We start from the raw sequence: 13,556 nt of genomic DNA, 5'->3' as shown, positions 1-13,556 counted from the left end.
CTTACACCTTGTATTTTTGTGTTGTATAATGTTCGAAATTTTGAATTATTTTATTCAATAATTAAGAAAGCTTTTCATCAATATATATGCATCGCACGTAACGGTTGATAACCACGAAAACAAAATTACTTCGATTATTTTTCAAAAGTTTATTAAAAATATAAACAAATAAATTGCATTCCAAAATAAAACGTATTTTTAAATTACATGAAATTTGAGAGTCACACCGTTAAGTGATGCAATTTATGTATCGGCAAGATAGTTGCTAAAGCTTAAAAACAAAAAAATTATATGAAACAACAACTTGATGCAGAATTACACGCGGAAAGTGCCACTACCGATAGTTTTAGATCTGATGTCTTAGAAGGATTGAATAAAAATCCGAAAAAATTATTATCAAAATACTTTTATGACAAGACCGGTGATCAGCTTTTTCAGAAGATTATGAATATGCCTGAATATTATCTGACCCAATGTGAATTGGATATATTTAAAAATAAAACTAAAGAATTAGCAGACACTATATTATCCAATAAAGAACCTTTTGATTTGATTGAATTAGGGGCGGGAGATGCAAAGAAATCATCTTTTCTTTTAAAATATTTTGTTGATAAAGGAGTTGATTTCACTTACATGCCGATTGATATTTCAGGAAATATTCTTTCTGTGCTACAGGATAAATTAGCTGATGATCTTCCTTCATTAGACATTATAGCCTTAGAAGGTGATTATTTTGATATGCTCAATAAAGCCACCAGCATTTCAAAAAGGAGAAAAATAGTTCTTTTCTTAGGGGGCAATATCGGAAATATGGATATGGAAGAATCTTATCATTTTTGCCATGAGCTCAAAAGAAAACTGAATCAGGGTGATCTTCTCCTAATTGGATTTGATTTAAAGAAAAACCCGCATACGATACTCAATGCTTACAATGATGCAGAAGGGATAACTTCCGCATTTAACCTGAATCTTCTTTCAAGGATTAATCGTGAACTCGATGCTGATTTCGACGTATCTGAATTTCAGCATTATCAGACATATAACCCGATTTCTGGAGCGTGTAAAAGTTTCCTGGTAAGTAGAGTAAAACAAAATGTACATATCGGTACTTTTGAATTCAGCTTTGAGGAAAATGAAGTTATTGACATGGAGATTTCGCAGAAATTTTCCAGAGATGATATTGTAAGGCTAGCTGAGAATTCAGGATTTCACATTCTTGATGAGATCAATGACGACAGAAAATGGTTTGTAGATTGTATTTGGCAGGTGGTTTAATCAAATATTATTGAGATGAAAGTAGATCCAACTTTAAACATTGAAGAAATTATTGCTACAAACTGGGTAAAACGCTACTCAGACATTAGAAATCACTCCGTTGCAATTTGCCAGCCTCTGGAAATAGAAGATTATGTCGTGCAGCCCATCATAGATGTTAGTCCACCCAAATGGCACTTAGGACATACCACCTGGTTTTTTGAGACCTTTATTCTCATTCCTAATATTCCGGATTATAAAGTTTTTGATACGCAATATAATTTTGTGTTCAATAGCTATTATGAAACGGTTGGTGCAAGAGTAATCCGTACAGATAGAGGAAATCTTAGCCGTCCCTCTGTTGCTGACGTTTACAGATACAGAGAATATGTTGATGAAAGAATGAATGATTTTCTTCAAAATAAATTAATGAATGAAAGCATTGAAGCTTTGTTGGAATTAGGCTTAAATCATGAGCAGCAACACCAGGAATTATTATTGACAGATATTAAATATATTTTAGGACATAATCCGCTTTTTCCTGCCTACAAAAAGGAGATTACAGATAAAGATCAAACCGTTACTCAACCGGAAATGATTAGAATTTGCGAAGGAGTTTATGAAATTGGTTTTGAAGGTGAAGGTTTTTGTTTTGATAATGAATTAGGAAGGCACAAAGTGTACCTGAATGATTTTGAAATTTCAAACCATCTCGTGACCAACGGAAAATATCTGCAATTTATGGAAGCTGAAGGTTACTCAGATTTCAGACATTGGCATGCTGAAGGTTGGGACTGGGTAAAACAGAACAGTGCAAACTCTCCATTATATTGGCATTTTGTTGATGGGAAATGGATGCATTACACCTTAAATGGCTTAAAGGAAATTAACCTTAATGAACCACTTTGTCATATCAGTTTCTTTGAAGCGGCAGCTTTTGCTACCTGGAAAGAAATGCGTTTACCAACCGAAGCAGAATGGGAAGTTGCATCAGAACTTTTCGATTGGGGAAAACGTTGGGAATGGACCAACTCTGCTTATTTGCCTTATCCCGGTTTCAAAAAAGAAGCAGGTGCTGTCGGAGAATACAATGGAAAATTCATGGTTAACCAGACTGTTCTTCGTGGGGCCTCAGAAGCGACTCCTGCAGGTCACAGCAGAAATACCTACCGCAATTTTTTCCCGACCCATCTGCAATGGCAGTTCACAGGAATCAGATTGGCTAAATAGTTTCGTATGATCACAGTTGAATCAGTCTCCAAAAATTTTGATGGAAGAAGAGCAGTAGACGATATTTCCTTTCATGCAAATGATAAAGAAATTTTGGTACTTTTGGGGATAAGCGGTTGTGGCAAAACAACGACCCTGAAAATGATCAACCGGCTGATTGAAGCTGACTCAGGAAATATTCTCATTGACGGAAAAAATATCCGTGATCAAAAAGTAGAGAACCTGCGGATGAGAATTGGTTTTGTGATGCAGAATTCGGGTTTGTTTCCACACTACACAATTAAAGAAAATATATCAACAGTTCCAAAGCTCCTGAAATGGGACAAAAAAAAGATCGAAAGCCGCACAGAAGAACTTTTACACAAACTTAACCTTTCTGCAGATATTCTCAATCTTTTTCCAAGCGAATTAAGTGGCGGTCAGCAGCAAAGAGTAGGAATTGCCAGAGCATTGATTGCTAATCCTCCTATTTTATTGATGGACGAGCCATTTGGCGCATTAGACAACATTACGAAAGCTACTATTCATTCAGAATTTAAATCTTTAGAGGAATTAAAAAATAAGACGATTATTCTCGTCACTCATGACGTTCAGGAAGCTTTTGAACTGGGACATCGCATCTGTTTAATGGATAAAGGAAAGATCATTCAAGTAGGAACACCAAAAGAAATCCTTTATCATCCTAAAAATGATTTTGTTAAAAATTTCTTCGCAGAAAACAGATTATTACTAGAATATAAAGTCACCGTTTTAAAAGAACTTTTCCCATTTCTTGCCGATCTTAAAATTGGTTTTCAAAAAGATTCTACTATCTGGAAAATATTACAGAAATTAAGTTCGGACAATAAAAACACAGACCAATACGAAGCGGTGATCAAAGCGTTTAACGAGTACCGAAAATTACAGATTGTATGACACAGCAAACTCTATGGCAGTTTGTTATCAGCCAGCAAGAAAAATTACTGACTCAGGTTGTGCAACATCTGGGGCTGACTTTTTTATCACTGCTTTTGGCAATTATCATCGGCTTGCCACTAGGAATATTGATTGCCCGAAAAAGAAAATTATCAGGCCCTGTTTTGGGTTTTGCAGGAATTTTACAGACCATTCCGAGTATTGCCCTGCTGGGTTTTATGATTCCGGCTTTTGGAATTGGTGTAACACCTGCAATTGCTGCCTTACTGATCTACGCTTTGTTACCGATTATCCGAAATACTTACACAGGAATTACGGAGGTAAATTCTGCAGTCATAGAAGCCGCAAAAGCGGTGGGAATGAATCGGATGCAATTGCTTTTTAAGGTTGAACTTCCATTGGCAATGCCAGTTATTATTGCAGGAATCAGAACGGCGGCGGTCATCAATGTCGGGGTGGCAACTTTGGCATCTTTTGTTGCAGCTGGTGGTTTGGGTGAATTTATTTTTGGAGGAATCTCATTAAACAATACCAATATGATTTTGGCTGGAGCAATTCCTGCTGCATTATTGGCTGTTTTGTTGGATAAGCTCATTGCTATTTTTCAAAAAATTAAATATTATAATCTTCGAAGATTAAGATATGCCATTCCTGCCATATTTGTAGTTGTTGGAGCAGGTTATTGGCTTACATCTAAGTCTGACCAAAAATTAAAAGCGGGCTTCACACCGGAATTTATGGGAAGGCAGGATGGTAATCTCGGTTTGCGTTCTGTGTACGGTTTGAATGTGAATCCAAAAGTTGTCAGTGATGCAATCATGTACAAAGCAGCTTATGAAGGCGAGCTCGATCTGATCAGCGGATATTCTACGGACGGCAGGATTAAAGCCTATGATTTATATGTTTTAGAAGATGACAAGAAGATTTTTCCGCCTTATTTTGCTGCGCCAATTATTAAAACAAAAACTTTACAGAAATTTCCTGACCTTGAAAAAACGCTTAATCTGTTAGCAGGAAAGTTCACAGACTCTATAATGACAGATCTTAATTATCAATCAGATTATCTACATCAGACCCCCGAAAAGATAGGCAGAGATTTTTTAATAAAATCTCATTTGTTTAAAAATCCACGAAACAAAAATGCCGGAACGATTGTGATCGGGTCAAAAATTTTCGGGGAGCAGTATATTCTGGCAGAAGTTTATAAAATGTTAATTGAAGGCTATACCGATTACAAAGTAGAAACCAAAACAGGATTGGGCGGAACTAAAATTTGCTTTGATGCATTGATGAATGATGCCATCGATTTTTACCCTGAATATACCGGAACCGGACTTTTAGTTTTATTAAAAACTGACGAAAAAAAACTTTCATCTGTTGCCAAAAATTCTGAGAGTACCTATAATTACGTCAATTCCGAATTTCAAAAGCAATATGGAATTCAATGGCTGCAGCCGCTCGGATTTAATAATTCTTATGCATTGATGATGCGAAAAACGCACTCTAAAGAACTTAAAATAAAGACAATATCAGATCTGAAACATTATCTCGATTCAAATTAACAGGAGAAAGATGAAATATAATTTTGACGAAATCATTGACAGAAAAAATACCAATTCTGTAAAATGGGATCTGGCTGAAAATCAAGAAGTGTTGCCAATGTGGGTCGCAGATATGGATTTTAAAACAGTGCCCGAAATTACTGAAGCACTTGTGAACAAGATATCGCAGGGAGTTTTTGGTTACAGCATTACTCCACCCGCCTTTTTTGAAGCGATTATTGATTGGTGGGCAATAAATCATCAGTTTAATATCAAAAAAGAATGGATCTTACCCGGTCCAGGAATGATCCCGACACTATCCGCTATTGTAAGAACTTTTGTGAAATCCGGTGAGAATATAATTATTCAACCACCAGTTTACAATCACTTTTACACCATTGGTAAAAACTGTCAGTTTGGTATTGTTGAGAATAATCTGATCTTTCAAAACGGCAATTATCAGATAGATTACGTTGATCTTGAAGCAAAAACTTCGGATCCGAACACCAAACTTTTATTACTCTGCAATCCTCACAATCCCGTGGGTAAAGTTTGGTCAAAAATTGAACTTGAAAAAATTGCTGAGATTTGTTCGAGAAATAAGGTTATCGTTGTTTCAGATGAGATCCATGCAGATCTGGTTTTTGAAGGCCATCATCATATTGCTTTTGCATCGATCGCCGAAAATCATGATCTTGTTTCTTTTACTTGTGGATCACCTTGCAAAACGTTTAATTTGGCGGGTTTGCCGATTTCGTACGTAGTTGGTAATCATGCAAAATATTTAAATAAAATTCAGAAAACGCTGCAGATTCAGGAAACAGATTATCCGAATCCTATCGCTGTTGAAGCATTGATTGCCGCATACAAAAATGGAAAAATATGGATGGAGGAATTGAAAGAATATGTATATCAAAACTTTCTGTATCTAAAAAATTATATTGAAGAATATCTGCCTGACATTAAAGTGATCACTTTAGAAGCTACCTACCTGGTTTGGCTAGATTGCAGTCTTATAAAAAAAACATCCCAGGAATTATCAGAAATTTTACTAGAGGAAGAAAAACTCTGGCTAAACTCAGGAACAATGTACGGAGCCGCAGGAGAAGGTTTTTTAAGAATAAATATTGGCTGTCCGAGAATAGTTTTGATTGAAGGTCTCAAGCGGCTTGAAAATTTCTATCTTAAAGTTCAAGAATCATAATGATTTAGGTATGATTTATAATAAAGTATAAGCTTTTAGAAATATTCTAATCTATTTTAATTTAAACATCAAATCCACTCGATTACTGGTTTTTCTGATTCCGATTGATTAATATTTCAAAATTACTGTATGGTATGCGCAAAGTCATAATTTCCTCGTGATGATAATGATAAATTTGAGTACACCAAAGAAATAAATATGAAATTAGTTATCACTACAGTACTTGTTTTAGCGTTTGCGATCATCAGCTGCACAAAAAATGCATCTAAAGAGTCTTCAAACAATACAGATTCGGCATCTGCCGATAACAACAGCATTCCTACTAACAACTCTTCATCAATGCCAACAGATAGTCTGAACAAGGAATCTCAGAATGCGGCTATTCCAAATCCTTCCAGAATAGATTCATCGCAAAACTCTCGAAATGGTTCGTCACAAAACACTCAAAACGGTTCATCACAAAATTCTCAGGTTGGTGAATCTTCTGGAACAATTAGAAGATAAAATTTGAATTGGTATCACGAGTATTTATATATATTCAAATAATCAAAAGTAACAAATAATGCTAAATAGAGATATTAGGATTAATATTATGATGAACTATGCGAGAATTTTATTTTAACCGGTTATTAATTTTTTAATCATTCCGTTAAAAATATATCCATGAAAGGGTAGGAAAGCATACCAATACAGTCTACCCAATAAACCTACCGGACGAAAAGTTGCTTCCTGTATGAGTTTTCCATCCTTAATCTGAAAGTCGAGCCATGCTTCTCCCGGCAATTTCATTTCGGCAAATAAGAGTAATCTTTTTTCATCGCGGCTTGCATACAAAACCCTCCAAAAATCAAGAGAGTCTCCGGCTGAAAGCATCTCCTGATTTTTTCTGCCTCTTTTCAGACCAACACCGCCAAACAGCTTATCGATCAACCCTCTGATGCTCCACAAATAATCAGCATGGTACCACCCATTCTTTCCGCCAATCCCGAAAATCTTCTGAATAGTGTGCTGTTCATCTACAATATTTCTTTCTTTTCTATCCTTAAATACACCTTTATTAGGAACTTCTAAAAAATTCCACACGTTTTTTGAATATCTATAATCTCCGAATGAATCATACCATGTTGAAAGTACGTCATTTTGCTCAATTTTATCAAAGCTCAGTTTTAAGCTTTCACGATAACTCAGGAGTTTAATGTTTAGCTTATTCGCTAGATCATTCTTTTCGGCAACTACATCGATTTTCATGCTGTCTACAAGATTTTTTGCAAGAGCATAAGTAGTAGAAGTGATAAAATATAACCAATACGAAGAGATTTTAGGACTTAAAACCGGAACGGATATAATGGTTCTTTTTAGCTTTCGTTCTTCTGCAAATATTAAAAGCATTTGTTTGTATGATAAAATATCGGGTCCTGCGATGTCAAAATGCCGGTTAAAAGTATATTCTTTGTCAATGACACCAGTTAAAAACTCGATTACGTTACGCACAGCTATCGGCTGGCAAAGTGTTTTCAACCATTTAGGTGCAACCATTACAGGCAGTTTTTCCACAAGATCCCTTATGATTTCAAAAGAAGCAGAACCTGATCCAATGATGATACCTGCTCTTAGAACAGTTAGCTTGTAGTTGGGTGACTTTAGTTGCTCCTCAACATCTTTTCTGGATTGCAAATGTTTAGATAATACTTCAGAATTAACAATTCCGGTTAGGTAGATCACCTGTCGACATCGGGTCCCGGAAATTAATTTAGAAAAATTTTTAGAAGAGATTTTTTCAGATTCACTAAAATTATTATTTGCAGACATGGAATGAATAAGATAATACGCGACATCTATGTCTTGGTCGATTGGTTTCAGCGTTTTCTCATCAGTAAAATCTTGTTCGATAATGGTGAGATTGTGCTTATGATTTGTATACAGGCTTGTGTCAAATCTTCTGCTGTCTCTTACAGAGCAAATGACTTCATGCCCACCGGAAAGAAGTTGAATAAGAAGCCTTTTACCAATGTAGCCGGTTGCACCTGTAAGAAATATTTTCATAAAAAATTTAATTTTTGAACTATCATGCTGCCATTCCATTTACAGATGGCAAGAAGTCAGCCAAAAACATCTCAAATGGAATGATAAAATAATATTAAAGCAAGATCAATTTAATCCTAATGATTATTTTATCGTAAATCTTTTTTAATAACCAAATATTTTAGGTTGCTGTTTCCTGCGTTGCTTATACCATGTTCGGCATTCGGAGGACAATACAAACTGGTATTTGGTCCGGCTTCCACTGTGTTGCCGTCAAGATAAAAAGTGGCTTTTCCTTCGAGTATATAGAAAAATTCTTCCTCGGGATGGCGATGAGGTTCGTGTGTAGATTTCCCAGGCTCAACAATGCTCATTTTCAAGGTATTCTCTTCAGTATTTTTTTTATCTGCAAACCAATATTGATAACCCGATTTCGTTTTTACAGCTTTATTCACATCAAAAGTGTTCACACAGTCTTCTATCGTGTACCTGTTTGATTCTTTTGTTGAGATGGCTTTTTGAGCATATCCTAACTGTGCAAAAGCACCAATAAACAGGACTAATATAAATTTGGCTAATTTTTCCATTTTTAGTTAATTATATAAAGTCAAATTTAAATCATTATACCGTAATTTATTTTTTTAATGTAAAAATATATCTTCATTCACATGTTTTAAAATAATTCTCACTTTAAATTGTGTATGTCATTTAATTGTTGTAGGTTTGTAGAATAATAAGGCAACTGATCAGACTGAATGAGATTATTAACTCAGACATCACAACAGCCGCTCAATTTTGTTATTAATATTTAGGTGTTCTACCTTTTAAGAAGTTCGATTTTTCGCTCTTAAATTTTACTCATCCATATTTTTTTTTCAAAAATTTATTATCGTTTTGGTTTTTTAGATCAAAGCACTTAAGGATGTAATCCTTTTAAATAAGAACAATAATTTTTAATACATATTACAATGCAACAAGGAACAGTAAAATTCTTTAACGATACCAAAGGATTTGGTTTTATTACTCCATCAACAGGTGGTCAAGACGTTTTCGTACATACTTCAGGTTTAGTAGATAACATTCGTGAAAATGATGTCGTAACATTCGATTTACAAAATGGAAACAAAGGAGTTAATGCAGTTAACGTTAAATTAGTTTAACTTCATTAAATAACTTTCAAACGTTATATAAGAGCAGATAATTATTTTATCTGCTCTTTTTTGTATGCTTAATTTTTCTTTAAAGCGGAGCCTTTATGTACTGCTTTTTTGCCAGTCTTTTCACTGATGACCTCGTATTGAGGCTGATCTTCAGATGCTCTGCGCCGGCGATTCATAAATATAAAATCTTTTGTATGAATTTCAGTGATGATCCAGTAAGTTTCTCCATTTTGAAACTGCCATTTTACATGGTCTCCTTTTTTTAGCATAATTATCAAATTTATAAGTCTTAAAAAATATTATGATAATTTTTTAGTACAAAAATGATACTAATGATTTATTGTTGAAAATAATCATTTTAAATTCTACGGTAAAATTGAAAACTTACAATTGAGCACGAAATGTAAAGCAGGTTTGTTTATTATCTGAAGTAACCGTCAGTACGCCATTATGTGATTTTGCAATTTCTGATGCTATGTATAATCCCAGACCCAAACCATTGTGCTGAGATTCTGAATGATTTCGATGGAAAGGATGAAATAGATTTTTTAAAATTTCTTCAGGTATTGGGTTGCCCTCATTGGTTACCGAAATTTCCCAAAACCGGTCATTCGCTTCGGCTTTTAACAGCACTGGAGTATCAGACGATCCGTGTGTAATGGCATTAGCCAAAAGATTAGAAACCATCTGTGAAATGCGTGCTGCATCGCAATCTATCAAATTGTTGACATTATATCTTGATTCAATAGTTCTTTGTGGCCATCTTACCTGTAATTCGTCACTCACCTGATCCAGCAGCTCCTTTAAATCTACAGCAACCGGATTGATCGAAATACCTCCACCCAATCTGCCTCGTGCGAGATCCATGATGTTATTGATCATCTCGTACATCCTTTTTGAGCTGTTGTGTATGATACTTACCAGTTTTTTATCACGGTCATATAAGTCTGATCTTGTAAGTAATTGAGCTGCACTCATAATGCCACCAAGCGGATTCCGCAGATCATGACCCAAAACTGCTATGAACTGCTCTCTGATGACTGCATTTTGCTTTTCTATATTAAGTTCTGTCTCTGCAAGTTTTTTGGCTATTTTAAGATTTTCCTCATAAAGTCTTCTGTCTGAACCCTTAAATAAGGTGAATCGCATAAATTGGGGCTGATTATTTTCATCTCTTCTTTCATATCCATTGATGTAAACAGGCATTCTTCCATTACCCGTATCCATCAATTCGGCAGCCACTTCGTCAAATTGTCCCTGCATACGGAGCAAAGGAAAAAGATGAGTTTCGAAATAAATCTTACTGCCAACTGATAAAATTTCAGAAAAACGTTTTTCAAGAAATTGATCTGCACTTCCATTGAGCCATATCGCTGCACATCTGTTGATGCGGGTGATTTTTCCATCACGATCGGTAACGACAAATCCGCACAAAGAAGATTCAAAAAAATCGTCAAAATCTTCTGAAAGGGGAGCCGAATTATGATTCATGTAAAAAATTTCTAATCGCTGCAATGGTTTCCTCCGGAGCACTCAAATTGGGACAATGCCCGGTTGCATTCATAATGACAAGTTTGCTTTCGGGAATGTTTTTGTGCATGTAGCGTCCAACTTCTGCAGGCGCAATTACATCATTGCTGCACTGGAGTATAAGTACAGGCACATTCGTATCAGGTAAAATATATCTTTTGTCTGTTAAAAAGGTAGTACGGGCAAAATGTTTAGCGATTTCAGGGTCAGTATTGCAAAAGCTGTTTGCAAGCTCGTTACCCAGCTCTTCTCGATCAGGATTTCCCATAATGACAGGTGCCATTGTCATAGACCATCCCAAATGATTGCTGTTTAATGATTCAAGCAGTTCATCAATCTCAGGTCTGCTGAATCCGCCTACATAACCATCCTGATTAATATATGATGGTGATGGCGCCACCAGTATCAGGCTTTTGAAAAGTTCGGGAGCAATGTTTGCAGCCATAAGTCCCATCACTGCACTTACAGAATGTCCTACAAATACTGCATTATTGATAGTAAGCTCTCTGGCGATCTCGATGATGTCATCCACATAGCCATCAAGCTGATCATATTTTTCAAAAGAATATGCAGTAAGATCTGATTTTCCTGCGCCTACATGATCGAAAAGTACTATTGTATAATTATCCTGAAATGCAGGTGCCACATAGCGCCACATATTCTGATCACAACCAAAGCCATGAGCAAAAAAAAGCACATTTTCTCCATTCCCGCTTACAGTGACATTGTTTCTTTTGAGAACACCCATTAATCAATAGTTTGTGTAAATTTAATGATTTAATTTTTATTTCTTCCATTTGATCTGATCTGTCAGCAAATCAACAACAATCGATATTCACCATCATTTTCTACAGGAGCACGATGAATGCAGGGCAAAGCTTTTTGATCAGGATAATCTACAGCTAATTTCCAAAGATTTCCTATGCCTAAATTTATTGGCTGTGCATTGGGTTTTGGCTGATAGTGCAGATCAAAACAGCAGTCTTCCAAAAAGTTTTCGAATTCTGCATCAGTATCGTTGTGTAGTTCTTTCAGTTTTTCTCTGATTTCAGGGATTAAAATTTTTTGCACAGCCTTTTCATTAGGTAAAATATCGCTTGCAGCACCATAATACGTGCACAAAAAAGTATCGGTAGCGATGGGAGAGCGGTCGATATGATAAGAATATACATCTGTTGAAATGAAGTCAAGCTCTGTATCTCGTTCGTAATTTTTGAGTAAATTAAGTGATGGTTTTGCTCCGAAATCTGTTAATAATTGTAAATCTTGCAGGATAATTTCCCGTGCAATGCTGCCTTCTTTTGATAGTTGCAACTCCAAAATATCTTTCGGGTAAACTTCAGTTATGCTTTCATTTAATTGAAGTTTTGATACTATTTCTTTAAAATCTCCATCCAAATTTCTGAGCCAGCCAACCGTATTTTGGGTTTCCGTAAAATGAGTATTTATAAGTTCTGAAAAAGAAGAAACTACTCTGATTTGATCGTTGTCAGAAAATGTATGGACCATAAGTTGTGGAGTTGTCAATTTTAAATGCGAAAAGTTTAAGGCAAAATTTCCTTATTTCAGTATAATCTTATAATATCCCTTTTCATCTGTGACATCAATGCCGATACCTTTAAAGGTCAATTTGTCGATCTGGTAACCCTCACATCCACTATTAAATTCAGAAGACTCTATAGAAAAATCAAAAACCCTAACTGAAGAATAAAAAGTGTAATTTTTCGTGCCGTTATACGATCCTACATTTTCTAAAATAACTTTTCCGTCATCTGTTTTGGTCAACTGTATTCCCACTTGGTTTTCATCACGTATCGAAAATGTACCAAGAGTTCCATTTGTAATCAGGTTTTCGTTATCAGCATTTACAAATTCGAAGAGAATCGGCTGCGGTGCATTATAGCAATCGTCACCACAGGCAGTTAAAAAGAAAGGAAATAATAGAAACAGTATTATTTTTTTCATAGGATAAAGATTAATTCAGTGAAAAGTAAAGTTAATCATTAAATAGTAATAGCCAAAATTATAGAAAAGGCTGAAATGGTAGGATTTAAAGACCTGGTATTTATATACACGGAGTACAGCTTTTGAAGGCAAATTGTATTAATATTAAATAGTAATGATACAGTTTTTTTAAATAGCTGATTTCTATATATTATCGTTTAAGGCCCGTGAATATTAAGTATTATACTTTATCAGCTTAGTTCATAACTAGCAATCACCAGCCGGATAATAAAATAGACGAAATCCTGATCTGCACTTTCGCGGACTTCAAGTTTATTTTGATATCGTAGCGAATTAAAAACTCCAGCGAGTCTCTTATAGATCATAAATTCTTCACCAACAAGATGTATTCGGATATTGCCATCTTTCTTTTTGATAAGTTGGTCATCTAATGTTCTTACTTTAATGTAAACTTCTAATAGAGTAGGATTAAAATTCATCCGCCCCGTATATCGTTCAATAATGTTTATTTTAAAGGTGTCAAAAAATATGTTATTAAATATTATTTTAGAGTGTGAGTCCTTTAGCTGGCGCTCAAGTTTATAATTCATGAAAATTTCGTACTGTACAATTATTTAGAAGGGAAGTTCCGATCTCAGATTTCAGGTTTTAAAGATAATAAATGTATTTCGTAAAAAGTATGTTTTAAAACATACTCTGAATAGATAATTGTTTTTAAACTAAAGTATTCATTAT

The 13,556-nt window shown here is 35.0% G+C and carries 15 protein-coding genes; 7 read left to right on the top strand and 8 right to left on the bottom strand.

Going from position 1 to position 13,556, the window contains the following annotated elements; all coding sequences use genetic code 11:
* Positions 1-291 precede the first annotated feature (291 nt).
* The 6 genes from egtD to K0U91_RS15485 all read left to right on the top strand — a co-directional run bounded on the left by egtD (position 292) and on the right by K0U91_RS15485 (position 6,648).
* Positions 292-1,275 (top strand): L-histidine N(alpha)-methyltransferase, encoded by a 984-nt coding sequence (gene egtD, locus K0U91_RS15510; RefSeq protein WP_220179384.1) that lies wholly within the window; start codon positions 292-294, stop codon positions 1,273-1,275.
* Between the two features lie 15 nt (positions 1,276-1,290).
* Entirely contained in the window at positions 1,291-2,484 is a 1,194-nt protein-coding gene (gene egtB, locus K0U91_RS15505; RefSeq protein ID WP_220179383.1) for an ergothioneine biosynthesis protein EgtB, read from the top strand.
* 6 nt (positions 2,485-2,490) lie between these two features.
* On the top strand, positions 2,491-3,399 hold the full coding sequence (locus K0U91_RS15500; RefSeq protein ID WP_220179382.1) for an ABC transporter ATP-binding protein: 909 nt from the start codon (positions 2,491-2,493) through the stop codon (positions 3,397-3,399).
* The gene (locus K0U91_RS15495; protein ID WP_220179381.1) at positions 3,396-4,961 is read left to right on the top strand and encodes an ABC transporter permease/substrate-binding protein; all 1,566 of its coding nucleotides are present in this window, start codon (positions 3,396-3,398) and stop codon (positions 4,959-4,961) included. Before K0U91_RS15500 ends, K0U91_RS15495 begins: the two co-directional genes overlap by 4 nt.
* A 10-nt stretch (positions 4,962-4,971) precedes the next feature.
* Positions 4,972-6,144, top strand: coding sequence for a MalY/PatB family protein (locus K0U91_RS15490; RefSeq protein WP_219968855.1), 1,173 nt, complete (start codon positions 4,972-4,974; stop codon positions 6,142-6,144).
* A 198-nt stretch (positions 6,145-6,342) separates the two neighbouring features.
* Positions 6,343-6,648 (top strand): hypothetical protein, encoded by a 306-nt coding sequence (locus K0U91_RS15485; RefSeq protein WP_220179380.1) that lies wholly within the window; start codon positions 6,343-6,345, stop codon positions 6,646-6,648.
* 114 nt (positions 6,649-6,762) lie between these two features.
* Here K0U91_RS15485 and K0U91_RS15480 read toward each other — a convergent pair whose 3' ends face one another.
* Together K0U91_RS15480 and K0U91_RS15475 are read right to left on the bottom strand one after the other, a co-directional pair.
* The gene (locus K0U91_RS15480) at positions 6,763-8,187 is read right to left on the bottom strand and encodes an SDR family oxidoreductase (protein ID WP_220179379.1); all 1,425 of its coding nucleotides are present in this window, start codon (positions 8,185-8,187) and stop codon (positions 6,763-6,765) included.
* 128 nt (positions 8,188-8,315) lie between these two features.
* Entirely contained in the window at positions 8,316-8,753 is a 438-nt protein-coding gene (locus tag K0U91_RS15475) for a cupin domain-containing protein (RefSeq protein ID WP_220179378.1), read from the bottom strand.
* A gap of 381 nt (positions 8,754-9,134) precedes the next feature.
* Here K0U91_RS15475 and K0U91_RS15470 point away from each other — a divergent pair, with 381 nt between their 5' ends.
* Positions 9,135-9,326 (top strand): cold-shock protein, encoded by a 192-nt coding sequence (locus tag K0U91_RS15470; RefSeq protein ID WP_219968859.1) that lies wholly within the window; start codon positions 9,135-9,137, stop codon positions 9,324-9,326.
* 68 nt (positions 9,327-9,394) lie between these two features.
* Here the strand turns inward: K0U91_RS15470 and K0U91_RS15465 are convergent, their stop codons facing one another.
* The 6 genes from K0U91_RS15465 to K0U91_RS15440 form a co-directional block, all read right to left on the bottom strand.
* Positions 9,395-9,595 carry a hypervirulence associated TUDOR domain-containing protein gene (locus K0U91_RS15465; protein ID WP_220179377.1) on the bottom strand — a complete coding sequence of 67 codons (201 nt, stop codon included), beginning with the start codon at positions 9,593-9,595 and terminating at the stop codon, positions 9,395-9,397.
* Between the two features lie 115 nt (positions 9,596-9,710).
* Positions 9,711-10,817 carry a sensor histidine kinase gene (locus tag K0U91_RS15460; RefSeq protein ID WP_220179376.1) on the bottom strand — a complete coding sequence of 369 codons (1,107 nt, stop codon included), beginning with the start codon at positions 10,815-10,817 and terminating at the stop codon, positions 9,711-9,713.
* Positions 10,807-11,604, bottom strand: coding sequence for an alpha/beta fold hydrolase (locus tag K0U91_RS15455; RefSeq protein ID WP_220179375.1), 798 nt, complete (start codon positions 11,602-11,604; stop codon positions 10,807-10,809). Before K0U91_RS15455 ends, K0U91_RS15460 begins: the two co-directional genes overlap by 11 nt.
* A gap of 62 nt (positions 11,605-11,666) precedes the next feature.
* Entirely contained in the window at positions 11,667-12,365 is a 699-nt protein-coding gene (locus K0U91_RS15450; RefSeq protein WP_220179374.1) for a DUF1826 domain-containing protein, read from the bottom strand.
* Positions 12,366-12,416: 51 nt separating this feature from the next.
* Complete coding sequence (locus tag K0U91_RS15445; protein ID WP_219968864.1) at positions 12,417-12,821, bottom strand: hypothetical protein; 405 nt, start codon at positions 12,819-12,821, stop codon at positions 12,417-12,419.
* A 230-nt stretch (positions 12,822-13,051) separates the two neighbouring features.
* Positions 13,052-13,300 carry a hypothetical protein gene (locus K0U91_RS15440; RefSeq protein WP_258561848.1) on the bottom strand — a complete coding sequence of 83 codons (249 nt, stop codon included), beginning with the start codon at positions 13,298-13,300 and terminating at the stop codon, positions 13,052-13,054.
* Between the last annotated feature and the right edge of the window lie 256 nt (positions 13,301-13,556).

Source organism: Chryseobacterium sp. LJ668, from assembly GCF_019613955.1.
Lineage (GTDB): Bacteria > Bacteroidota > Bacteroidia > Flavobacteriales > Weeksellaceae > Chryseobacterium.
The sequence above is the reverse complement of the archived record's forward strand: the minus strand, read 5'-3'. Positions and strand labels throughout refer to the sequence as shown.

Coding starts and splice junctions, on each gene's coding strand:
- egtB (WP_220179383.1), top strand. CDS start 1,291: ATGAAAGTAGATCCAACTTTAAACATTGAAGAAATTATTGCTACAAAC.
- egtD (WP_220179384.1), top strand. CDS start 292: ATGAAACAACAACTTGATGCAGAATTACACGCGGAAAGTGCCACTACC.
- K0U91_RS15485 (WP_220179380.1), top strand. CDS start 6,343: ATGAAATTAGTTATCACTACAGTACTTGTTTTAGCGTTTGCGATCATC.
- K0U91_RS15495 (WP_220179381.1), top strand. CDS start 3,396: ATGACACAGCAAACTCTATGGCAGTTTGTTATCAGCCAGCAAGAAAAA.
- K0U91_RS15465 (WP_220179377.1), bottom strand. CDS start 9,595: ATGCTAAAAAAAGGAGACCATGTAAAATGGCAGTTTCAAAATGGAGAA.
- K0U91_RS15480 (WP_220179379.1), bottom strand. CDS start 8,187: ATGAAAATATTTCTTACAGGTGCAACCGGCTACATTGGTAAAAGGCTT.
- K0U91_RS15475 (WP_220179378.1), bottom strand. CDS start 8,753: ATGGAAAAATTAGCCAAATTTATATTAGTCCTGTTTATTGGTGCTTTT.
- K0U91_RS15470 (WP_219968859.1), top strand. CDS start 9,135: ATGCAACAAGGAACAGTAAAATTCTTTAACGATACCAAAGGATTTGGT.
- K0U91_RS15490 (WP_219968855.1), top strand. CDS start 4,972: ATGAAATATAATTTTGACGAAATCATTGACAGAAAAAATACCAATTCT.
- K0U91_RS15455 (WP_220179375.1), bottom strand. CDS start 11,604: ATGGGTGTTCTCAAAAGAAACAATGTCACTGTAAGCGGGAATGGAGAA.
- K0U91_RS15460 (WP_220179376.1), bottom strand. CDS start 10,817: ATGAATCATAATTCGGCTCCCCTTTCAGAAGATTTTGACGATTTTTTT.
- K0U91_RS15450 (WP_220179374.1), bottom strand. CDS start 12,365: ATGGTCCATACATTTTCTGACAACGATCAAATCAGAGTAGTTTCTTCT.
- K0U91_RS15500 (WP_220179382.1), top strand. CDS start 2,491: ATGATCACAGTTGAATCAGTCTCCAAAAATTTTGATGGAAGAAGAGCA.
- K0U91_RS15445 (WP_219968864.1), bottom strand. CDS start 12,821: ATGAAAAAAATAATACTGTTTCTATTATTTCCTTTCTTTTTAACTGCC.
- K0U91_RS15440 (WP_258561848.1), bottom strand. CDS start 13,300: ATGAATTTTAATCCTACTCTATTAGAAGTTTACATTAAAGTAAGAACA.